At 29.2% G+C, this 22,843-nt stretch carries 19 protein-coding genes; 4 read left to right on the top strand and 15 right to left on the bottom strand.

The genetic code is table 11. The features are described from left to right. Positions 1-318: 318 nt before the first annotated feature. The 15 genes from K6T82_RS23870 to K6T82_RS23800 all read right to left on the bottom strand — a co-directional run bounded on the left by K6T82_RS23870 (position 319) and on the right by K6T82_RS23800 (position 19,934). Positions 319-5,262, bottom strand: a complete 4,944-nt coding sequence (locus K6T82_RS23870) for a helicase-related protein (protein WP_223711506.1) — start codon at positions 5,260-5,262, stop codon at positions 319-321. 50 nt (positions 5,263-5,312) lie between these two features. Continuing rightward, positions 5,313-5,675 (bottom strand): hypothetical protein, encoded by a 363-nt coding sequence (locus K6T82_RS23865; protein ID WP_223711504.1) that lies wholly within the window; start codon positions 5,673-5,675, stop codon positions 5,313-5,315. Next, positions 5,659-7,014 carry a hypothetical protein gene (locus K6T82_RS23860; protein WP_223711502.1) on the bottom strand — a complete coding sequence of 452 codons (1,356 nt, stop codon included), beginning with the start codon at positions 7,012-7,014 and terminating at the stop codon, positions 5,659-5,661. The genes K6T82_RS23865 and K6T82_RS23860 overlap by 17 nt, the downstream gene beginning before the upstream one ends. 17 nt (positions 7,015-7,031) lie before the next feature. Further along, positions 7,032-7,427, bottom strand: a complete 396-nt coding sequence (locus K6T82_RS23855) for a helix-turn-helix domain-containing protein (protein WP_223711500.1) — start codon at positions 7,425-7,427, stop codon at positions 7,032-7,034. A gap of 12 nt (positions 7,428-7,439) precedes the next feature. After that, positions 7,440-8,849 carry a hypothetical protein gene (locus tag K6T82_RS23850; protein WP_223711498.1) on the bottom strand — a complete coding sequence of 470 codons (1,410 nt, stop codon included), beginning with the start codon at positions 8,847-8,849 and terminating at the stop codon, positions 7,440-7,442. Positions 8,850-8,929: 80 nt separating this feature from the next. Beyond that, positions 8,930-11,188 carry a TraM recognition domain-containing protein gene (locus tag K6T82_RS23845; protein WP_223711496.1) on the bottom strand — a complete coding sequence of 753 codons (2,259 nt, stop codon included), beginning with the start codon at positions 11,186-11,188 and terminating at the stop codon, positions 8,930-8,932. Between the two features lie 166 nt (positions 11,189-11,354). After that, positions 11,355-12,506 carry a hypothetical protein gene (locus tag K6T82_RS23840; RefSeq protein WP_223711494.1) on the bottom strand — a complete coding sequence of 384 codons (1,152 nt, stop codon included), beginning with the start codon at positions 12,504-12,506 and terminating at the stop codon, positions 11,355-11,357. An 8-nt stretch (positions 12,507-12,514) separates the two neighbouring features. Next, positions 12,515-12,724, bottom strand: a complete 210-nt coding sequence (locus K6T82_RS23835; RefSeq protein WP_223711492.1) for a hypothetical protein — start codon at positions 12,722-12,724, stop codon at positions 12,515-12,517. 87 nt (positions 12,725-12,811) lie between these two features. Then, positions 12,812-13,726 (bottom strand): DUF3945 domain-containing protein, encoded by a 915-nt coding sequence (locus K6T82_RS23830; RefSeq protein WP_223711490.1) that lies wholly within the window; start codon positions 13,724-13,726, stop codon positions 12,812-12,814. A gap of 11 nt (positions 13,727-13,737) precedes the next feature. After that, the gene (locus tag K6T82_RS23825; RefSeq protein WP_223711488.1) at positions 13,738-13,899 is read right to left on the bottom strand and encodes a hypothetical protein; all 162 of its coding nucleotides are present in this window, start codon (positions 13,897-13,899) and stop codon (positions 13,738-13,740) included. A gap of 1 nt (position 13,900) precedes the next feature. After that, positions 13,901-14,485 carry a hypothetical protein gene (locus K6T82_RS23820; protein WP_223711486.1) on the bottom strand — a complete coding sequence of 195 codons (585 nt, stop codon included), beginning with the start codon at positions 14,483-14,485 and terminating at the stop codon, positions 13,901-13,903. Between the two features lie 165 nt (positions 14,486-14,650). Further along, positions 14,651-15,799, bottom strand: coding sequence for a hypothetical protein (locus tag K6T82_RS23815; RefSeq protein ID WP_223711484.1), 1,149 nt, complete (start codon positions 15,797-15,799; stop codon positions 14,651-14,653). 9 nt (positions 15,800-15,808) lie between these two features. Further along, a complete protein-coding gene (locus K6T82_RS23810) occupies positions 15,809-18,130 on the bottom strand; it encodes a type IA DNA topoisomerase (protein ID WP_223711482.1) in 2,322 nt (773 codons plus the stop codon). An 87-nt stretch (positions 18,131-18,217) separates the two neighbouring features. Then, a complete protein-coding gene (locus K6T82_RS23805) occupies positions 18,218-19,555 on the bottom strand; it encodes a relaxase/mobilization nuclease domain-containing protein (RefSeq protein WP_223711480.1) in 1,338 nt (445 codons plus the stop codon). Next, complete coding sequence (locus K6T82_RS23800; protein ID WP_223711478.1) at positions 19,545-19,934, bottom strand: plasmid mobilization protein; 390 nt, start codon at positions 19,932-19,934, stop codon at positions 19,545-19,547. Before K6T82_RS23800 ends, K6T82_RS23805 begins: the two co-directional genes overlap by 11 nt. Positions 19,935-20,710: 776 nt before the next feature. Between K6T82_RS23800 and K6T82_RS23795 the strand changes: the two genes are divergently transcribed. The 4 genes from K6T82_RS23795 to K6T82_RS23780 are packed head-to-tail and all read left to right on the top strand — an operon-like array spanning position 20,711 to position 22,633. After that, positions 20,711-21,454, top strand: coding sequence for a ParA family protein (locus K6T82_RS23795; RefSeq protein ID WP_223711476.1), 744 nt, complete (start codon positions 20,711-20,713; stop codon positions 21,452-21,454). 5 nt (positions 21,455-21,459) lie between these two features. Then, positions 21,460-21,927: a hypothetical protein gene (locus K6T82_RS23790; protein ID WP_223711474.1), complete on the top strand. Its 468-nt coding sequence runs from the start codon at positions 21,460-21,462 to the stop codon at positions 21,925-21,927. Between the two features lie 4 nt (positions 21,928-21,931). Further along, complete coding sequence (locus tag K6T82_RS23785) at positions 21,932-22,279, top strand: hypothetical protein (protein ID WP_223711472.1); 348 nt, start codon at positions 21,932-21,934, stop codon at positions 22,277-22,279. Positions 22,280-22,333: 54 nt separating this feature from the next. Then, on the top strand, positions 22,334-22,633 hold the full coding sequence (locus K6T82_RS23780) for a DUF4134 family protein (RefSeq protein ID WP_223711470.1): 300 nt from the start codon (positions 22,334-22,336) through the stop codon (positions 22,631-22,633). Positions 22,634-22,843 lie beyond the last annotated feature (210 nt).

Raw genomic sequence — 22,843 nt, 5'->3', positions numbered from 1 at the left:
CGCTTAAACGCCTGTATTTAAAGGGTATTAAACATTAAATCGCTTATTTTAAAGTTCATTTTTATTCCCTTTGGTTCATTAGAGTTTCTCCATGTAAAGCGTTAAGGATAGTAGCAATTGTCTGAAATCTTTTTGCTGCTTTTTCTGCTGCAAAAAATTGAGTGCGGATAGCCTGGCCAACGGAACGCCCAAAAAAGAAAGATAACACAGCTCGCAAAAAAAAACCTCCCCAAAAAAAGGAGAGGAATCAAAATTTTCCAAAGTCAAATTTTCAAAAACCAAAGGGAAAAAAAACTAAATCGCATAAACTTTATCAGCTTACAATTTCGGCTTATTGCCTTTTGCTTTATTCTGATCTTCATCATCACGTTCATTATTATTTTTCTTATTCTCAAATTCAATCAAATGCTCAAGTTTGACAACTTCTTTTCTTAAATTTTTAATTTCTTCTGAATTATCAATCTTATTCAAAAGCACATCATTAATTTCTTTCTGATTAACTAAGAGACCTTCCAATTTTTTATTTTCATTACCTAAAAGCACTTCTATACGGCTTAAGCAATTTTTAGCATAATTTGAAACTTCTATATCATCTTTCACAAACGTATTAGACTTCCATCCAATTTTAAATTTATTCGCGGTCTGAAGAAAGACACTATAATTTTCTTTATCTATAGGCACATCTTTATGTTTAGGGGAAACAATCAGACCAAAGCCATTTGAAAAATTAACGAACGGGTTCTCGTAATCTTTAGTCTTAAATTTAACGTCAAGCTGATATCTAAGAACGGCAGCTAAATCTTTATCAGAAGAATATTCTTTTCCGTTAATTAAATTAATTTTCAGATCTTTTTTATGTTCAAAATCGCTTTTCAATTTAACAATCAGCCTTTCGCATTTTTGGATATCATCTTTAATAAAACTAAGCTGATTGGTTTTCTGCCTAAAGTTCAAATCATAAGAATTCTGTTTATCTACCAAAGCATTCAATTTCTTTTCAGCCTGAAGCTTCTGGGTTAAATACTGGTTAGACGAACAAGCGGCCATATATTCAGAGAAATTCATACTGCCATTAACATCAATCAATCCTTCATCAATCACACGAGTGGAGAGCGAAGAATTTTTGATCTGCAGGATAAAATTATGTTTGATCTGCAGAAGATTAAATGTATAGGAATCTAATGATTCCTTTGTAGCATAATAATTGACATTAAGCACATTATCATAATTTGGAAGCAGTAAATTACCAGGGCGCTCAGCTCTACCATTTCTTTGAACCATATCGGTGGGACGCCACGGAAAATCTAAATGGTGCAGCGCACAAATTTTCTGCTGAACATTAACCCCAATCCCCATTTTTGAAGTAGAACCAAGAAGCACACGGATTTCTCCAGAATTAACTTTTGAGAAAAGCGTCATTCTTTTTTTATCCCAGTCATGAATAAATGCTATTTCTTTTTCAGGAATGCCTTTGGCAACTAAAATAGATTTAATATAAGCATACAGATTATAATTAACCGAACCAGGAACGCCCTGATCGCAAAAAATTAACTGCGTTCCTTTATCTTTATCATACTGCTTGTAGTAATCTACCACAGCATTTGACATAGTATGAATCTTATCTTTAGGATGATCGGGAAAATCAGGGTCAATTAATTTTAAAGACAGCGCCGATTTACGTCCAAGATTTGTACATATTAAACCTACTGCTTTCTGAATATCTTTATCAGCAGCTGAAAGCGCTGACTTGCCTGTTAAATAATCAGGATTTTTAGTTTCTCCAAATTTTTTAATGTTTTGAAAATACTCAAGCTGTTCCTTATAAGGCTCAATTGCAATAAGATGTGTTTTTGCCTGAGGGCGCTCAATTTTGAAAGTATTGAAATCAGCGTAATTTGTGATATCGTTATACATTTTTGCAAGCTCAGGAACTTTTACAAAATACCTGAACCTCTCTTTCTGCTTAATCATTCCCGTAACGCTCTCTTCGTACTCATTTGTCTTACGGGCAAAAACTCTTGCCCACTGGTCAAAATTGTTCATCCCCTTTTCTTTCAGCATTTCAGGCCTTAAATATTTGAAAAGCAGATACAGCTCGGTAATACTATTACTGATTGTTGTTCCGCTTGCAAAAGTTATTCCTTTATCGCCTTTATGGATACCCTGAATATGTCGAACGTAAGACAATAAATTTGTTGTTTTTTGAACTTCATTCTGATTTCCCAATCCTGCAACTCTAGAATGCCTAGTTGTAAAGCTTAGGTTTTTGAACTCTTGGCTTTCATCTATTGTCATTGAATTAAAGCCTAAATCATCAAAGATCAAAGTACCTTTTTCCTTTCTATTGTTTATAACGTCATTAGCATATTTAAATTTAGCTTCTGCATCAACAAGCCTTTTATTCAATGCATTAGTTTCTCCTCGAGTTAAAAGTTTTGAAGAATCACTGTCATTAACCGTGTTTTTAATCTCATTGATAGTTTCTTCAAGAATTTCTCTTTGAGTGTACGGGGCAATAGGGAATTTCATTAAACAGGAATGAGCTGTAATAACAGCATCCCAATTATTATTGGCTATTTTATAAAATGTTTCCTGTTTTTTTTCAGGACTTAAATCAGATGGTTCAACCAGTAAAAATTTACCTTTTGGGTATGTGCTTTTGTAGGTTTCGTAAATAGCAACATAATTTGCATTTAAACCGGCAATCAATTCTTTGCTTGTCAGACCAAACTGAATTTTTTTCATTGTAGTCATGGCCATTGTAAGTGATTTGCCAAAACCAACCTCATGATCTACAATTCCTCCTAACTGGTTAACATTCTGCCATACTGCATTTTTTTGATGTTCATACGGACTAACCATAGTAATATCATCAAAATTTAAAAGTGAAACATTAAAATTCTCTTTTACAATTGCATTATTGAGCAGATGATATTTATTCTCTAAAATTTCACATAATTCCTTCTTCTGGAGAAGCCAGTTGCTGAAAGCTCCATTTAATTTCTCAACAGCCACAATAACCGCATTAATTGTGTCTTTATCTGCTATTTTTATTTTCTGATCTCCACGGGTAATCTCTTTTTTATATTCAGGTATATTGTGAATCATTGCAAATTCAAAAATTTTAAGATAGCCAACCCTATTTGAATTGGTTTCTACTGAATAATTTGCATTTGCAAAACTGCTGTAAGAACCTGATATTTTAAATTTATCAATTGCAGGAATATGATTTACCGAAAATTCAGGACAATTAAAATGTTCTTTTGCAAACAATTCATAAATAGAATTATCTACCCACGGTTCTCCCATACCAGGATTTATTTCTGCTATATTTAATTTAAAAGGAATCGCTTTAATTAAAGTTTCCCTTGCCTTATCAATAATATTTTTATCAAACAGATCTGAAAAATTATTATCTGTATTTAGTAAGCCGGTGTTTTGGTAAATGCTTAATTTTCCTTCGACATAACCGCTGACGAATTTTGAAGGAACAACTAATTCATAACCATCAATTTTATCATAGCCTCTTATAATGGGATTAATATATAGAAGCTCTTTATTTAAAGCTTCTTTTGCCCACTCGTTAAATTCTTTCTGATAAACCGAAGAAATAAATTCATTGTCCAGTCTTCCGTATTTTTGAAAACTTAATGCAATAGAATCTTCTATTGTCTGAAGTTTAGGAGTGTCAATTTTTAAACTTCCGAAATCTTTTGAAAATATTTCACTTTTATTCCATAGTCCGTTCTCAAAAATTTCCAATCCTTTCAGAAGATCGGCATCTGTTTCTGAAGCTAGCAGTTTTACATTGGCTAGTGTATTAATATTGTCCCCAAGAAAAACAAATAGATCATACTGCTCATTTAAACTCTGCTGAAGAATCTGCGCTTTAGGAATATTGTTTTCTCGCAGTTCAAATCTGAGTTTTTTATACGTATCTCTAAGCTCAATTAATACAGATAATTTTTGATGGTCTTTTGGCGCTACACTAAAAGCTGTATAATCTAGGAGATTAATTGATTGATTGCTTACGGAAACCTTTTGAAAATTATTATCCAGAAAGATAATATTCCCTGGTTCTGCAAACGGATAAGATTTTAATATTTTATCATGAATTTCAGATACGTTCGGCCCATCTGCTTTTACTTCTGTTTCAAGTTCGATATCCAATAATCTTTCAATAGCGAAATTTTTAAAATCAGATTCTAAAATGGCGCTCAGCTTTTCATGATTATTCTCTTGGCTAATTTCCTGAACAGATAAAATCTGCTTGCCTAAAACACCGGTTGTTGTGTAAAGATTACCAAGAATATTTTCAGGATTGTTAAGCAGAAATTGATTAATATAAAATACGTTGTTATCAGGAAGATAATGAGTAGTTTCTACATACTGGGCCTCTCTGTCGGTAATATTTTTTTTGGGTGTGAGAGGTTTTTGAAAAATCAGCAGATCAGCAACTACTTTAGTTTTGCTTTCCTTAAAAGTCTGGTCTGAAAATCTAACGCATGAAATCAGATTCATTTCATTAACCATTTTCTCCCTCAATTCCTTACCATCAAAATTGTTGTTCATGGCAGAGGTTGTAATTAAGGCTATAATTCCGCCCGGCTTTAAGTTTTCGATACTTTTTACGAAAAAATAATTGTGGATTTTTCCATTTACAATCTCTCTGTTCTCTTTGGTTAAGTGCTGGTCATAAACAGAAAAATTACCGAAAGGCACATTTCCTATAATCAGATCATATAAATAAACCGGCTTAAAATCTTCATAACCTGAATTTTGAATATGGACATTGGGATAAGAGAAATTATTTTGAAGAATCTTAGATGAAAAACTGTCAATCTCAACTGCATCAATACTTGAAGCTGAACTTAAAAAAGGTTTAATAAATTTTCCTGAACCTGCAGACGGTTCCAGGATTTTAAAAGATTCCAAATTTTTTAGTACCCAATAATTCTGAATTGATCGGCTGACAGCATCCACAATATAATTTGGGGTGTAATAAGAAGTCAGCATTGAATTAGACAATGAATTTCTTTCTTGGGAATTGAGCTTGCATAAAGCTCTGTAAAGTTCTCTTTTAAGAGGTGTTAAGCTGTCAGGAGATATGGATTTATCTATATACTGCAGAACTTCATATAAAGTGTCTTTAAACTTAGATAAACCCTCTGTGCTGATTGTTTGTTTTGCTTTTTCCGATGAATTATTATCGGCTATGTAGTTGATTGCATCAACGAAATCTTGTAAATCTTTAATTATCATTTGTCCTTAGTTTGGCAAATCGAACAAATGACTATTCTTTATTTTGTGTTTTATAAAATTTCTTCAGTATCAATGAAATTATGAATGTCTAAATCAAACTGTTTAGAATACTCAATTTTTTCATTTTCTGAAAGTTCATCTTCTAATACTTTAAATACTTCTTCATAAGCTAATTCTTTACAGCCGTGAGCAGGATACTTCATTTTTTTATGCTCTAATTCTCTTTGGAGGAAATATACAATTTTAGGCTCTAAGTATGGCTCTAAAAGGCTTGCTTCAGACAACGATACATACACTCTAGGGTACATTTCTTTCAAATGGCTGACAAATACTCTGTAATACTCTGTATCTATTAAATTAATGTCATATTGATCATTAAATTCAAGAGCTTTCTTTTTAAAATTTTCTTCCATAACTTTTAACTTTTTCTATTTTGGGTTGTTCCTTTTTTTTTTCTGGATTAAATCCTTTTTTTCTCTGCAGTTCCTCGTTCCAGTCATTGGACTGGCTAGATGGTTTATGTGGAATATAAAATCTTTCTATTTTCAGATCACTTAAAAACTCTCTGAAATTTACATTCAGCAAATCTAATGATTTAGGAAACTTGATATTAATATCCCCTTCATTCTCTTTTACAATCACGTATTTACCAAATCTCTGATCGGATGGATAATGGCTGTCAATGTAATCTGCCTGTTTTTCAAACAGCGTTTTAATTTTATCGATATTCAGATCTTCTTTTTTTGTGAATGTGAAATCGTAAAATGTATCATTCGAAGAAAATGTAACCGGCGTAAAAAATTTATTTATCAGTGATGCAGTAAATAACACATCATAATTCTTGCCAGATTTTTTTGATTCTAATTTATCAGAATCGTTATCTGTTAAAGAAACGAAAAAACAATCTTTGGATAAAGGCAGACTTGAAATTTCATTCAATATATTATTCATTTTACTCTCATAAAGATTTCCTGAAAATGAAATGAAACAGTAATTTTTTGATTTATCAAATTTAGGATTTGCATGCAGAAGTTCAATATAACTTGCAATATCTATAACGGACTCAGCATAAAAAACACCGTCAATTTTATCCATGCCTTTTGTATTTGTAAAAAAAGCGTGTTCATGATCGCCGGCTAAATTTTTTAAACCTGAATTTCTAATTTCCAAACCTTTCAGATCATTAAAAGAGGTTAAAGCAAATGCTGTATTTGTTATAAGATGTCCGTTTGGCAATCTAAAATAAGTATTAAATAACTTATCTTCAAAAAGCGGATGTTTTAAAATGGCAGCACTTATTTTTCTCTCGTTTATAAGAAAAGAATAATCTTCAATAGGTTTATGATTCCATTCTTTTCCCTGGAGAGAATGAAGTGTCTCCTTTTTCTTCAGAAACTTATCTTTATCAAGAACTTCACTGCTTTTCTCTTTATTGATATAATTTCCAAAAAACTCATTCAGCTTAACCAGTGATTGATAAAAAGCCTCATTGCTTTTATCAACTGAAAGGCTTCCTGTTAATCTGTTTCCAACAAAACTTAATATATCTCCCTTGTCTCGGTCATTCCCTATATTAGAAAATGTGTTTTTTTTGGAATTTATCAAAATTGTGTCTGAAATAGTATCGTTTTTTAATACAACCCATTCAACACTCGATTTAACTTTATCAATTTTATAGCCATTATTCAAAGCATAATCAAGCAAATTAATTTGGGCAATTATTTCTTCTTTTTTCTTAAATGTTGTGGCCATAAAACAGATTTTAAATATTACTTATATTTAGAAACAACTTTTGTAAACTTATTTATTACATCTTTCATTTCTTCATTAATTTCTATTAATTCATTTTTATCAATATCAAGATAGATATGCTGTTCGTCCTTTTTAAAATGATCATCATTATCAAAATCTAACAGCCATTTATATGAATAACCTAAACCTGTAAGATGATTAATGATGGTTAGAAAATTAATTCCAGTTCCTCCTTTTCCATGCTCTATATTATGCAGTGTTCCTGAAGGCAATGATAGCATTGCTTCGTAGCCTTTTATAGACCATCCATGCAGAAGTCTTAATTCCCTGATTCTTTCTCCTACTTTTAAAAAATGCTCCTGCTGTTGCTGTTGATTATTTTCAGCGTTTGTATCTTTGTTTACTTTGCTCACTATTACTATATTTTAATTTGATAAAACAAATATTTTTTCTTCCTGAATATATTTTTCTATAATTTCCTCCGAACTGGTTGTGTCTTCCACAGCCGTTGTGAATTTAACGTTCTGTTTTGTCCAGTCTAAATATTGAGGCTTCTCAATAAAAATGTCAAATGGAGCAGGAAAAACTTTAATTAATATCTGCTCTAAAAAAAACAATGAAGCATAGTTTTTAGGTGTTTTGATAAATAAATTCCCTTCTTTGTCTTGCGTAGGTATAATTAGATCATTTTGCAAGCTTGTTTTGGATTCATCTCCTAAAGTTCTTAAAATATGTTCCACTTTTGCTGTGTTATTCTTCTTTATTAATTTCAATAATTTTTGCAAATGTTCTTCTTCCTTTTGTATATCAATTTTTAAAATTAATGATTCATTGTTTTCTTTCACGAACTCAATTTCTGCATTTATCATCTGGAGGATTATTTTAATTTCATTGACAAAATTTAAAATTGTCACATTACCTGCCAAATATAAATTACTTCTTTGTCTTGTGAGAACACTTTTTAAATGTTCGTAGGTTGTTTCGTCTTGTTTGAATACTGAAACGTAAAACCTATTTTCTTTTAAATGCGAAAAATGCGCCAAGGCATCTTTCGGATTATTTACAACTGTAACTTTTGTTTTAAGATTGGTTTTTCTAATATTTTTATCTAGCAGATAATTGTTGGAAAACCATAAACCAGTTTCAATTGAACCAGGTGCAAAAAAATGGATATCTGCTTCCACTCTTTTATTTTTTTCAACTTTATTTTCAAAATATAAACCGCATTCCTTGCCAGATTCATTATATATAGGAAAGGCAGTATTAATAATGTCTAACTGCTGTTCATTTAAAATAAGTCCTCTGGAATTGCAAATCGTTCCCTTAAAAATAGGATGATCGTAAACTGCTTTAGATATTTTAAATGTCTCAAGATATTTAGCATCATACAATTCCTCGCATTTATAAAAAGAAGTAAATGTATTCTGTTTTAAATTTTTTAAATCCTCTGCAGTAGTGCCTAAATCTATTTTATTTTCATTTTCTCCATTTGTATTTATATAGAGAACTAATTTTCTTACTGCTTCTATAAAGTGATCTTTATTCGGGGCAAACGTTTCATAATCACTTTCAAGTTCAAATCTATTTTTCACAAAATCAATAATATTGCCAGAATCACTGAATAAGGAACTATAATAAATATCAACACCGTTATTAAATCCAACAAAGACAATATCATCTTCTAGAATCAAATTGTCCTGTTTAGTATAACATTTAAAGCCTTTCACGTTTTTATTGGGCAATAATTTGTATCCGTTGGCAATCAGATACTCGTGAAAATTAAGGTTTTTTAAAATTTTTGGAATAACATCTTCCAAGCTAGCAAATGCCATCATATAGGTTTCTTTTTTAGAAAATATACGCAAGATAGTCACAAAATTTTAAATTCATTAAAATCCTTAATATAAGTTAATTGTTATTCTTTCTTTTTCAAATCGTTAATGTTTGGTATTGAGGAAAGAAAGTCTTTTAATCTTTTCTGCTGATATTCCATATCATCCTTTTCATCATCAGAATCTTCATCCTCTAATGTTATATTTTCCTCGAAATTATCAAAGTTATAATTTTCAATCTCAGTATTATTTTCTTCTATATCATGATTAAAAACGAGCTCTTCTTCATTGGGAATGTCTTGAAATGGAAGATTGTTATTTTGTTCAAGGCTGTGTCTAACATTGTCATGTTCGGCAGCAATCGCATCTTGTCTTTCGTCTTCAATTCTAATCATTTCCTCCGCAACTAAATCATTTATTTCTGATTGTATACGGCGAACATTCTGTTTAAGCATTTCTTCGTCTAAATCTGGATAGACCATTGGAAACTTAACATTGCTCATATCATCTTTTGGCGGATTAACATCTCCTCTAAAGGCTTTTAATTCTATTTTTTGTTTAAAATTATCGGACACTACTCCGCAGAATTCGCCTTGAGATAATTGAGATATATCTTCGGGAGGGACAATATAGTCTCTTTGAGTATTAAAACTTGTAGATGTGTTATCCTGATTGATTGAAATTGACTGAGTGGTGTAATTGATTTTTCCAATTGCCTCAGACATTTTTTTAGCTGTATCGATCGCAACCTTACCCGTCACAATGTTATCAATTGTATTAAAAATGGAATCAGCTGTTTCTTTTCCGTATTCTAAAATTAATTGTGTATAATCCTGGGCCGATAATACAGTACAAACTTTATTACTACGAGCTGTAGCTATCAATGTATTTAAACCATGAATATATGTTGTTGGAAATTCATCAACGTGGAAAGCGCAAGGAACTCTTCCATGATCATTAACTAATTTTGCACTTTGACTGAGATATAATCCAAGCGCCGGCGCATTTGTTTTCTGGGTTTCAGGATTATTGGCAATATTAAGAATTGTAACTTCTTCAGGAAGATTTACTTTTAAATTCACTCCAGTATCATCAGGATCAGTCATGACCCAGAACATCTCGTCCGTTGCACATTTTCCTAAAGGTATTCTTGCAGATGCAGTCTGACCGCTAAGCTGTTCGAATGATTCCTTTTTAAGAGCATCTGTAAAAGCTGATGTAAAATATCTTAAATCAGGATAGCTGTCTAAGATTGTAAGCAATTTTTCATCTGGTTTCTGTATAAGTTCAATTAAGTGCGGAAAAGAACAATAAATTCCATTTTTATATTCTCTTAAAAACCATAAGGCAGCAACAGTTATGGACATTGCTGACATTTGAAAGAAATCCTGTTTCTGAGCGCTTTTTTTATCTAAATTAAAGAAAATGGTATATACAGCATCAATAGCTTCCTGTTTGCTCTTTAATAGTCTTCTGTGAATTGGATTGCATCTGTCGGAATATCTTGGGTCTGATATGTTAATACATGCAAACCTGCCTTTATTTCCATAATTTTCATATGACGATTTATATTTTAGATAGTAGAAATATGCAAAATTGGTAAGTGTTGGAAATTTATAGTCATAGTTTATAAAAGCAAAACCTTTCAAAATCCATTGTCTGATAAATTCTTCATTAAATGAATACGATTTACCAGAACCAGGCTTACCTAATATTAAAGTGGCTCTTTCGGGAGATACAAAATTTATATAACCATCTTCAAAGACTGGTTCCATTACAATTTGATCTTTAATCTTTTTCTGTTTGTAAGCTTTCACAAATGTAAATGGAATATTTACACTCATGTCATTTGTAATAAGTTCAGTATTCTGAGGAAAAATTTTATTGACTTTATTGTATCTGTCTTTCATAAGAGCATTATCAAATAATCTGTGAAGTGCATGATAACTTTTGATCAATAGAGCATAAGAACCTAGTACGAGAATAGAATATAGAAATACATTTTTATACATGAAAACTATAAGAGAAGTACTTAGAAATAAAACGGTTGTAATAACTCCAAAAAAGATAGCATCATTTTTATTTATTTCAACATTCTTTTTTCCATTGTCGAACATTACAAAAAAGATGCTCATTAAAATTACTCCGAGTTTTGGATAAAAAGGACTTTTTAAAAATCCCATTTTAAGGAAAAACTTTATAATGGTATCAAACAATCCATGATGAAGACCAACTTCGTGAAAAAATTTATAATTGAAATAATAAATATCCAGTAAAAGAAATATCATTGCCAATAACATTCCTAACCCTTTATATTTTTCAAATTGATTTTTATCGTCCATAAATTCATTGCTAGTTAAATATTAATAAAAAACCTCCCATAAGGGAGGCTTTAAACACAAAATAAAGAATAGCCATTTGCCTTTGCTATTAACTTTTTAAAAACACTATCAAACGATTGCCCAACGTTTCCCTGATAGTGTTTTTTTTGGTTTTAGAGTAAACCTACTAAACTCTCAAACCTGTATTTTTTTGAACCTTATTATTGTTAAAGTCTTTCAACAGATTAAATTCTTTAGCTTTTTCAAGTGATAGAATCTGGAGAGTACCTTTGTTTTTTTCTTGTGTGGACAGCATAATGAAGTAGCTTCTGCCCTGAATTTCTCCTGTTATGCCCTTACCGTTATTTAAGTCTTCTTTTTGCTGTATTGTAGGTTTAAAACCATAAATATTATCAATTGATAAATTACTTTCAGTAGATAGTGGTTCATTATTTGGAGCTTCAAGTTTTACTGTTTCTTTTTGTAACTCTTTATTGTTATCAGCATATATTCTAGATACATCATTTAGCAAAATATTAAGGTAATTAACTTCATCAACCTTAATTAAAGGAAACTTCTCAATATCTACTCCGTGTGAATTTAAAACTTGGGATAAACTTTTTTCCTTATAATTAAAATCAGGTAATTCTTTATTAATATAATTCTCAATCGCTTGCTCAAATAATGTTTCATGATTAAACATATCTTCTGAATAATCGTTAAAATCTGGTCTAGCAGGACAATCCAAAAGCAAATAGTCTAAAACTATATTTCTTACATTTTCTGGAAATTCCTGTAAATACATAGTAAATTCTAAAATTTCTTTCCCCTTACTATGATTGAAATTCCACATTGATTCTCCTGCCTGTTCATAATATTTATTCAATTTATCAGCTATGTTTTCAAATTGATCTTTGTCAAATGCAATAGAAGAAATCTTTTTTATTTCGTTTTGATTTAATTCAATTTCATTTTGAGGAATATAAAGAACATCGGATTTGTAAATATTTTTTACACTTTCAAATACCTCATTATTTTGATCTACATCGTGATACTTCGAGATTAAATAATTATCCTTATCTAAAGAAAATGTTGTGCTCCAGTTACTGCTTGCAGAATACTCAAAATCATTAAGTAATATCATTTTCTTTTCATATTCATTTAATGGTACTTCAGAAACAATATCAGGAACAGAATTTAATTGTTCTTTGGAAAAAATCGGAAAATCAGCACTTGGCATATCGGTAAATTCATTTCCGTTAATATGTTGAGAATATTGTTTTTTCTGTTCCTCAGTAGCAGGAATACATTTTACTTTTTCTTCTAAAGGAGTTTCCATAGGTAAATTTAGATTTGGGTTTTATACTGTAATTCTCTTTTATTTATTTTTCTTATTAATTGTGTTTCATAAATGCGCTGATAATTATTTTCTTTATCAGTAAACTTCCTTTTACCATTTTCGCACCAGTCAACTGGAGATGTATTAAGAAATTCATTTATGTATTTTTTATAACCAATAGATTGTCGAATTATAAAATCGTGTAATTCATTAATCATAGACTTATTTAGATAAAAAAAACACTATCCTGCGTATTGCCCCACGCATTGTGGATAGTGCTTTTAAATGGAATGAAAAGAAACCTACTAACTAACTCTCACTCCTTTTGTTTTACTGTTTTTTTTTTCTTCTTCAATTTCAGGAATTAACTTAAGCTCCTTAGCTTTAGCTTCGCTATAGCTTTTAATTCCATCTGCATCTTTTACGGCAGCTGAAGGCTGAATTAAATAATTTTTTCCTTTTATTTCTAACACAGTTCCTTGTCCAGATTTTAATTCCTGAATTTGTTTTTCGTTTGGTACAACTCCAAAAATTTTTCCAACATAAATTTGGTTTTCACGAGCTGTTACTACTTTGTTTAAGTCTTTATCTAGTGACACCCATAATTTAAACTCTTTTCCTTCAGCTGTTTTAAAACCTTCTACCAATCCAAGTTCTCCAGTTTTTTGAAGTTGATCTTTTTGAGCCTGATCTAAAACTTTACCGTATATAGGTCTGTCTAGATTAAGTTCCTTAAATTTTACATCAGCCGATAAATAAGGAAGTTTGTTTTCTGTCATTCTCTTCATCTGCAATCTTCCTTCTACAGGTTTTAAATTTCCGTCGATATTTTTCTCGATGGAAATAACATCTGTTTTATTGCCTAACATTAAAGCCATAAAATAATTTTTATTATCAGGAAGTTTAACCTTTATATCGTTCTTATTACTTAATGCAGCTTTTACTTCTTCATAAGAATATTTCAGGTAAACCATTTTATCTTTCTTATCAATAATAAATAGCGGTTCTAGTTTTTCTCCTTTTGGAACGGTAAGAGTTTTTAGATCATTTTGGCCAGAATTGTAAAGTTTCAATTCATAGTTTCCTTCTTTTGTAATTTTTTCAATTTTACCCTGATAGTATACATTGTCTTTCATAAAGGCAACTGGGTCATTAACTTTTAAAGGGCGATCGATTACTGCTCCTTTTACTTCGATGTCATTTACGTCTTGATCTTTCATAATATTAAAATTTATTTAGTGATTGTTTTATCATTTTCTGCAATCCATATGAGATAACCCAGAACAAGACTTCCGTAAATTATCAGAAGTAAAAAAATACCATAAAAGGTTCTTCTAGTTTCTCTTTCTATTTCTCTATCCATTTCCGCTTTTAAAATTTTAATATTCTCCATTTTATTGATTTTTTGAGATACCTAATGTTTTAGATGTTTTCTTAGCTGGATTTTCTTTTAGAAGGAGATTAGTTTTACCTAAAAAGAAACTGTAATCGGCTACATAACTTTTCAATTCTTTTTTAGTCGTTTTCTGGATGGGGGTAATTTTTCCTTTGTTTGATAAAATCGAATTTGTAACATTTAATGTTACATCATGTCCTTGCGATAACAGTTCCTTTTGTTCAGTGCTTAAATTAAAATCTATTTGAGAATCCAAAATTTCTTCGAAGAGTTCTTTTTTTACGTGAAGTGATGTTTTAAGTTTTTTGTCGTAAAAAAAGATGTGATTGTTTTTTGTATATGGATTATGCTTTACGGTATTTGAATCAAATACAATTGTAAAATTCTTAATGCCATTTTTTTCATGAGCTCCAAATCTATAGCTGATTTCTTTACCGTTATGATGAAATTTGAAATCTTCTGAAAAGAAACCGATTTTAAGATTTTGATTCTTTCTTAAGTTTTCTTGAATTTCCTTTTTTATTTCATCCGGCAGTCTATTATAGATTGTTGTTGTCATATTTGAGAAATTAATTTTTTTCAAATATATTAATATTTTTAATATATTTTATATTGTGTTAATATTTTTAATATAATTAACAAAAAAAATAACCGCTGAACTTTTGCCCAACGGTTTATTTTAAGAATATAAATATTAGAATTTAACTGACAACCAATATTTTAAATATCAATCATAATTAAATTAAATTTAAAGGAGTAAACTGTCATGTTTTTTAATAAATGACTTCATTTCATCAGAAACAGGTGGTTCAACATAAAAATTACCATAGAGTTCCTTAAACATTTTCCATTTATTAGCTAAATGATTTTTTCTTCGTTGTATTGGACAAATCCAAATCCAGTCTAAACCCCATTCTAATTCATTTTTTCTAAAACAGCAAGCCCCAATAATAGAATCGTTCTCATTAATGAAAAGATATCCATGAATGTTTTCATCATTATGTCCCTCCCTACTTTGATATTGGACAAAGTCATAACGAAATTCCTTTTTAAAGGCATAAGCTCTTTCATACATTTCAAAATGTTGCCATTTTGGTGAATCTGCAGTAACTAGGATATAATCCTTATTTATTTTATCCAATTCCTTTATTCTTTCTAAAGGCTGTGGATTTAACCAATTCATCGCTCTTTTATGTACTCTTCTATGTGAAGCACTGGAAGATGGATCTCCTTTCTGCCAAGTATAGTCACATTCCTCACAAGTCGTAGGATAAGTAAAAGTTTTTTTTCTAAACTTAGGTGCAACAATTTCAAAATATACAGGTTTGTTCTCTTCATCAAATTCAACATTAATTTTAAACCCTAATTCTGTTTTTAGTTTTTTAGGATTTAAAAAGAATCCGTGATAATTTTCAATTGACAAAAAAATTGTTTCATTTTTTAATCGGGTTTTATTATACCAAAATATTTCCAGTTCACTTTTTGATAGGTATTTTTTTTGCTTTAAAGCAGGTAACAATTTTTCAACTAAAAAAATTGGATTAGTACTAAAACCAATTTTTTCTAATTGGATTAAAAGAAAAACAAAATTCTTTATACTTATTGAATTATATCCCATAACACTAGAATCAGTAGCTTTTGGTTTGTCATATATAGTTTCAAAGTCTATTTCAAATCCTTTATATATTTCATCCATAGATTTTCTTTCCAAAAAAATTGAATAAACTCCCCTATCTAAGTGATAAAAAATATCCTCAATCTCATATTCTAAAACCCAACCTCTTTCTAAAAATTTTAAATAAAGCTTTTCAGTGACGAACTGATTGGTTCTTTTTGGTGTTTCATTAAGCCCATTCCAAATGATTTCTAATGTATTGCTTTCAAAAGTATATTTCATAAATAATAATTATTTCTTTAAAAATTCAAAACTAACTTTAAACATTGAATCTAAGGTTAATTTTGCATCAAAGTGGGAGCCAGTTCTTGAAGTAAATCCTTTTATCAAATTTGTTTTTCCTTCTTTTATCAATTTAGTTAAATCAATGATACTAATTTTCTTTTGTGCAATCTCTTTGAAAATTATAAAATCACAATTTACAATATTATTACATTTTAAAGTTTTACTATAATCCTCTACTTTTCCAGTTTTACATTTTGGACAATCTCCAATGATACTTTTACTAAAATCAAATATTAGTTTTTTTGAATCCTTATCAATTGTCAAACTAGCATCAAACTGTTTATTTTCTTTATTTATAAAACCTTTTATTAAAGAAGACTTATTATTTTTTACTAACTCAATTACATGTGAAGTACTAATAGTTTGATTACTAATTTTTTTCCATATTATTGGAAAATTACATTCCGCATGTATATTGTTACATGAAAACTGATTTCCTTTTTCAACTATTTGACCATTACTGCAAAATGGACAAGCAATTATTGTTTTATCAAATGATTCAATTTTTAAAGATTTAATTGAATCTATTAAATCTCCGATGTAGCATTTTATTTCAGAGTTGAATAAATCAAAAGAATAATTGCCTTTTTCAATCTGCATTAGCTTACTCTCCCATTCCCCTGTAAGTTCAGCTTTAGAAATTTTAAGGTCTTTAACTTGAATATATAAATTAAGACCTAAATCGGTAGGAATAATATTTTTTTTCTCCCTGGCTATAAAGTTTCTCCTTAATAAAAGCTCGATAATTGAAGCTCGAGTTGCAGGTGTTCCAAGACCGCCGTCTTTCATTGCCTGAGAAAGCTCAGAATCTTCGACAAGTTTACCGGCTGTTTCCATTATATGTAATAAACTGCTTTCATTGAATAGTGGTAATGGTTTGGTAAAACTTTTTTTAATTTCTTTCTTTATTACAGATAATTTTTCTCCTATCTTTAAAGTTGGCAGCTTTTCTTCATTCTCAAGTTCATCATCAGAAATTTTTTCTGAGATTGATCTCCAACCTGATTCAATAATAATAGAACCGCTGGCTGAAAATTTTCCTTTTTCCGAATCAATTATTACTGTTGAATTTTCTTTTATGCATACTGGCATAAATGCTTCTAAAAATCTATTTACAACCAACATATAAATTGATTTTTCATCATCATTAAGATTTGAAAAATTCACATTCTTTTCGGTTGGTATTATAGCATGATGGTCTGTTACTTTACTGTTATCAATTGGTCTGGAAGATATTTTATTTTGAAGCAAAAAGTTAATAGAATCTTTTTTATCGTGGAATTTTAAAATATCATTTAAAAGACCAGGAATAATTGATATCATATCATCACTTAAATATTTAGATGCTGTTCTTGGATATGACAAAATTTTATGTTCCTCGTAAAGTTTTTGAGCAGTTGATAATGTCTTTTGTGCTGAAAACCCATATCTTTTATTGGCTTCCATTTGAAGGGAAGTTAAATCAAATAATTGAGGTGGGTTTTCTTTCACTTCTTTTTTGCTTACATCTGTAACAAATAAAATAGCACCAATAGCATCATTGACTAATTTAGCTTCATCTTCATTCGGAAAATTATTTTCAAATCTAGCTTTGAATTCTAGCTTATTTAATGGAAATAGTAGAATTTCAGGTGTATAGTAGGGAACTGGTTTAAAATTAATATTCTGAAGATATCTTTCACAGATTAATGCTAGTGTAGGTGTTTGAACTCTGCCAAGTGATAATAATCCTGAACCTGCTTTTGCTGTCATACCAATAGTAGCATTTATACCAACTATATAATCAGCTTCATTTCTTGCTTTTGCTGAATAATATAAATTATCAAAATCAGATCCTTTTTTAAGCTTGCTAAAACCATCTTTAATAGCTTGATCAGTTAGGGAACTAATCCATAATCTTTCAAACTTAGTTTTTGATTTGGATAAATTATAGATATAACGGAAAATTAATTCTCCTTCCCTACCCGCATCTGTAGCACAGATTATTTTAGAGGATTTATCAAAAAGATTTTTAATAACCTGAAATTGTTTATTTGCATCTTTAGAAACTTTAAGTTCAAAATCATTCGGTATGAAAGGTAAAGTGTTTAAACTCCACTCTGAATCATAACCTAATTCTTTTAAGCTTTTAATTTCAACTAAATGACCAAATGCCCAAGTCACTGCGTAATTATTACCTTCAAGGTATCCATCTTTTTTGTTGGTAGCACCCAAATATTTAGCAATATCTTTAGCTACAGAAGGTTTTTCTGCTAAAACTGTTATCATATTAATATATTTAAAAATCAATCAAATATATTAATATTTTTTACTAATATTTTTTTTAATAAATATTTTTAACTAATTAAGATGCGTTTAAAGTCCTCTTTTTCTTCTTCTTTTTGGTTTAACCGGTGTATCATCTCTATTTGGCCCAACATTATTATTACCAAACATTTCAGATAAAGAGTCAAAAAAACTGAAAGTTTCTTTCAGATTATCTTCTATAGGATTTTGTGAAAAATCTTCAGGTGTTACATCGATCAATTCGGAGATTTTTGAAGAAATTTCCGTTTGATTTAAATTTTTTAAATCATCATGAATTAATTCTAAAAAATCTTTTGTCTTTAATTTGATTTCAGTAGCTGAATAAACATGGCTTGTTTTAATGTCCTTAAAAAGTAGTCCGTAAATTGTTCCAGGATTATCTCCAGTTTGTGACCGTTTGACAACTATTTCAATTCCTTTCTTTTTCATTTTCAAAGTAAACTCACTTAAATTCTCTTTAAAGATTTTATCTGGAGCTTCTTCGGCCTTGCTTATACGTTGTTTCTCCTGAAGTGGGTTTATGATGCTGTAAATTTTACCCATAATTCCTTTTTGGATAATTTCTTTCTGCTTTACATTGCTTTCTATCTGCATCATAATTGCATGATATGAAAATGAGCTGTCCAAATCGAAACCATTAATACCTTTTGATTTAGCTGTATAGTTCTCATCAGTTAAATTTTCTAAAGGAAGGAGATCAAAAAAATGACCTTTAATATTATCTTCTGCATCAGAAGAAATTAATCTTTTAACTTGATAATTACTTAATAGATATTCAAACTGCTTTTCAGAAGTAGGCTTTTGCTCCATAACTTCTATAAGCGCCCTTTTCATAATTGCTGTTAGGCTGTGTTTACCAAATTCTAAATGCTCGTGTATAGCAGAATATATATCGATTTTATCAAGAACTCCCTTTTTTTCAACTGCTTTTGTAATTTCATATTTTTCTTCTAAATCTCTTGTCAGTTTTTGACTTCTATAATAAATATGTGAGTCATTAATCTTCTTACCATCTGCATTAATTTGTGAAGATACAATATGAATATGCGGATGTTCACGATCAAAATGGCGATAAATCGCATACGGCTGATCTTTGTAACCCATCTCATTTAAGTAATCTTTTGCAATTTCAACTATCTTTTCATTAGATAAAATATCATCTTTATGGAAGTTTAAACTAATATGTATATTAGGTTTTGATACGCTTTTATTCTTATTATTGAAAGAAGAAATAGTTGAAACTATATTGGATAATTTATCATTATTTATGGAATTTACAGCAAGTAACAAACCTTCTTTTTCTCCTTTTTTATTTGGAATAGTCTTATTATGGTTGTAAGAAACCATGCCATGAGTGTTTATTCCAGTACTAATTTTAGCTATCATTCCTTACTTCCTCTTCGATTTTAGCATAGATATTTTTAATATCAAGAATATTATCTTGTAATGATTTAATATCATTTTTAGTTAATGAATCTAATTTTCTTTGATTAAGTGACTTTATCAATTGGTTAAAATTATTACCGATTCTCCTAACTTGTTCAATAATTATTGATCTCTGCAAAACAGATTCGGTATCAAATGAAACAACACGATATTGATTATTAATTAATATTTCACGTATCATTTCACTCATATTTTGATAATCAGATTCTATCAACTTCTTCTCCAGAATTTCATATTCTTCTTTACTGAAATACAAAACTTTTGATTTATCTCTTTTGATTTCTAATTCTGGTCTTCCTCCTTTTTTTCTATTTTCCATAGATAAAATATAAATCTTTAAAAATACGACTTCGGAGTATTTTAGTTCCCGACAGGGCGAGATGGTTTACCATATGAGAAATTGAAAATCGTAGATTTTTAGTTTTGACATATGTGTAAACACACCTCGCTAAATTACTTCGTAATTTCAAAGATAGACATTTTAATTTAAATTAATTGATTTCCATTTAATATTCCGTTTAGGTACATATAGAATCATTTAATGAATTATAAAAATATACTATTATACTTTTATACTTATTGAAGTCTATAATATATACCACAAAAAAATTTGTATAAAGTTATAATAGTATAAAATTATACTTTTAAATTTTTAATTTAAATCCCGACAATAATTAGAATTATACTTTTATATTTATACACTATTATACTTTTATACTTATGTTTTAATTTACCAACTCTTCAGAATTTATACTATTATACTTTTATACTTTTATGCTTTTATACTTTCTAAGCTCTTTGCTGTAATACTATTATATTATTATACTTATATACTGTTATACTTTTATATTTTTATATTATTATACTTATATATTAATTAATTAATTTATTTTTATATTAATATATTTGTTTATTATTTTATTAATATATATATTTGTTTTTTAATTTATAAATTAGTTAATATTTAAATACATTAATAATTTAATTAATATATAAATTGATTATTTAATTTATTTCTAAATAAAAAAAAACATTAATAATTTAATTAATAAGTAAAAAAATAAATAAATTTCTAATTTTATAAATTAATAAATCATGGGAAAAATAATTGGGTTATTGAACCAAAAGGGGGGAGTAGGAAAATCAACATTGGCAATGCATCTGGCAATGGCATTATATCACAATTTGAATTTCAAAAAAGATTCTAATTTTGTTGCGTTGTATGATTCGGATAATCCACAATATTCAATTGACGCAATCCGAAATGAAGAAGCTAATTTATTAAAACTCGCTTTAGAAGATGGAAACAATTTTTATTCCTCAAAGGTTCAAAATATTTATAAAAATGATTTTGCACCTATTAATATTTATAAAGGAGACATTCAAGATGTAACATCAAAAATTGATCTTCTAAAAAGCAATTACGAATATACAATCATTGATGTTGTAGGTACAGTAAATACAGATGGTTATAATGAAGATTTTATAAAAATATTTGATTACATTATTGTACCAACTAGTACTGAATTTGACGTTGTAAGAAGTACAATTTCATTTGTCGCTAGTGTAATTGCTCCAATATCTGCTAACAGCGATATGAATTATGGAATTGTATTAAATAATGTTGATAGTGTTGCATCGGGAACTTACAACATGCTAATAAATGATCTAAAAGCTAATGGTTTTAATGTATTGGACAATGTTATCAATAGAAGAAAAAAATACGTTAGTCTTTATTTAAGAGAAGGTAATAAAGGTCTTCTTTCAACTTTGTATCCAAATTATGATAAACCAATAATTGGATTAATGGAAGAAATTTTAAAAAAAATTAAACAATAATAAAAATGAAAAAGAATAATAATAATTTCATATCTGCAATTGCAACTGGAGCGAGTTTAAATGATTTGTCTAAGACTGAACCTCAGGGAAAGGAAAAAGCGCAAACAGAACCTGTAGAATTAAACAATGACATTCAAGAAGAAGAAGTAGAGGAGGAAGTTCAAAATATTTCTGACCCAATTAAAGACGAGGTTAAAAATGTGCCGAACGCAAAACCAGATCAAACTAGAAAATCAAAATCTAAAAACAATAAAGAGTTTATCGAAAATATTATTGCATTATACAATGAAAAAAATCCAGTTAAAAATAAAGAAAAAACATCTTTAATTGTAACTCCACAGCTTCAGTATAAATTAAAAATGTTAGCGTTATCATCTAAAGTTAACCTTAATGATTTAACCAATGCAATCTTTACTTCATTTCTAGAGGAAAACAAAGAAGATATTGAAGCGCTTATGAAAAAAATGATTTAAAAACATGGATAAGTTTTCAAATATAAATCCAGTATATGTAATAAGCGGTGTTGCAATAATACTGCTATATTATCTTGTCTTAATACTCTATGAGAGAAAATTAAAAAAAAGACATATTATTAAAAATTTTAACGAGGATAGCGAGTGTGTTAAAAATATTCATATATTAGCCGATAATTTTGAAAGCGCTCCGACCTACAATAAAGTTAAAGCTAAGCCTATCATAAAATCTAATGAAAGTAGTGATTGGCAGAAAACATTAGAGGATATTAATGATCTCGAAAGAGAGTTACACTCTAGTAAAAGCCTAGATCAATTTCTATTAGATAATGATATAGACACGGAAAAGTAAAGAAAAGACGCTTTCAGAATATATAGAAGTAAATAATTTAAACTTTAATATATTATGAAAAAAGCGTTAACCCCAATTTTATTATTAATGGCCTCTATTGGTTTTGCTCAAAAATCAGGAGGTCTGGCAAGTGGATTGTCAGCAGCAACAGGCGAACTTCAAAGCATTGTTGAACCAATTACTACATTTTTATACGTTATAGCTGCCATAATCGGAGTATTTGGAGCTATTCGTGTATATTCTAAACATCAAAACGGAGACCAAGATACAAACAAAGCAATGGGCCAATGGGGTTTTGCATTTGTATTCTTGATTGCGGCTGGTTTTATAATCAAAGCAACGTTCTCAGTATAGAATGAAATTTCAACCAAGAAAAAGAGTAGGTTCTCCCGCATCATTTAGAGGGGTGCGGGGAACATATCTTACAACAATGCTAATGTTTGTCGGTGGAGGATTATTTCTAATTCTAATCTTTTTAATATTTCCCTTTCCAATGTTAGTTCGATTAATACTCACTGTTTTAGTGCTGTGTTTTTTGTTGTACAAGTACAATGATCTAAAGAA

The sequence above is a fragment of the Flavobacterium potami genome, from assembly GCF_020026915.1.
Lineage (GTDB): Bacteria > Bacteroidota > Bacteroidia > Flavobacteriales > Flavobacteriaceae > Flavobacterium > Flavobacterium potami.
The sequence above is the reverse complement of the archived record's forward strand: the minus strand, read 5'-3'. Positions and strand labels throughout refer to the sequence as shown.

Coding starts and splice junctions, on each gene's coding strand:
- K6T82_RS23870 (WP_223711506.1), bottom strand. CDS start 5,262: ATGATAATTAAAGATTTACAAGATTTCGTTGATGCAATCAACTACATA.
- K6T82_RS23865 (WP_223711504.1), bottom strand. CDS start 5,675: ATGGAAGAAAATTTTAAAAAGAAAGCTCTTGAATTTAATGATCAATAT.
- K6T82_RS23860 (WP_223711502.1), bottom strand. CDS start 7,014: ATGGCCACAACATTTAAGAAAAAAGAAGAAATAATTGCCCAAATTAAT.
- K6T82_RS23850 (WP_223711498.1), bottom strand. CDS start 8,849: ATGATGGCATTTGCTAGCTTGGAAGATGTTATTCCAAAAATTTTAAAA.
- K6T82_RS23845 (WP_223711496.1), bottom strand. CDS start 11,188: ATGGACGATAAAAATCAATTTGAAAAATATAAAGGGTTAGGAATGTTA.
- K6T82_RS23840 (WP_223711494.1), bottom strand. CDS start 12,506: ATGGAAACTCCTTTAGAAGAAAAAGTAAAATGTATTCCTGCTACTGAG.
- K6T82_RS23835 (WP_223711492.1), bottom strand. CDS start 12,724: ATGATTAATGAATTACACGATTTTATAATTCGACAATCTATTGGTTAT.
- K6T82_RS23830 (WP_223711490.1), bottom strand. CDS start 13,726: ATGAAAGATCAAGACGTAAATGACATCGAAGTAAAAGGAGCAGTAATC.
- K6T82_RS23825 (WP_223711488.1), bottom strand. CDS start 13,899: ATGGAGAATATTAAAATTTTAAAAGCGGAAATGGATAGAGAAATAGAA.
- K6T82_RS23815 (WP_223711484.1), bottom strand. CDS start 15,799: ATGAAATATACTTTTGAAAGCAATACATTAGAAATCATTTGGAATGGG.
- K6T82_RS23810 (WP_223711482.1), bottom strand. CDS start 18,130: ATGATAACAGTTTTAGCAGAAAAACCTTCTGTAGCTAAAGATATTGCT.
- K6T82_RS23805 (WP_223711480.1), bottom strand. CDS start 19,555: ATGATAGCTAAAATTAGTACTGGAATAAACACTCATGGCATGGTTTCT.
- K6T82_RS23800 (WP_223711478.1), bottom strand. CDS start 19,934: ATGGAAAATAGAAAAAAAGGAGGAAGACCAGAATTAGAAATCAAAAGA.
- K6T82_RS23795 (WP_223711476.1), top strand. CDS start 20,711: ATGGGAAAAATAATTGGGTTATTGAACCAAAAGGGGGGAGTAGGAAAA.
- K6T82_RS23790 (WP_223711474.1), top strand. CDS start 21,460: ATGAAAAAGAATAATAATAATTTCATATCTGCAATTGCAACTGGAGCG.
- K6T82_RS23785 (WP_223711472.1), top strand. CDS start 21,932: ATGGATAAGTTTTCAAATATAAATCCAGTATATGTAATAAGCGGTGTT.
- K6T82_RS23780 (WP_223711470.1), top strand. CDS start 22,334: ATGAAAAAAGCGTTAACCCCAATTTTATTATTAATGGCCTCTATTGGT.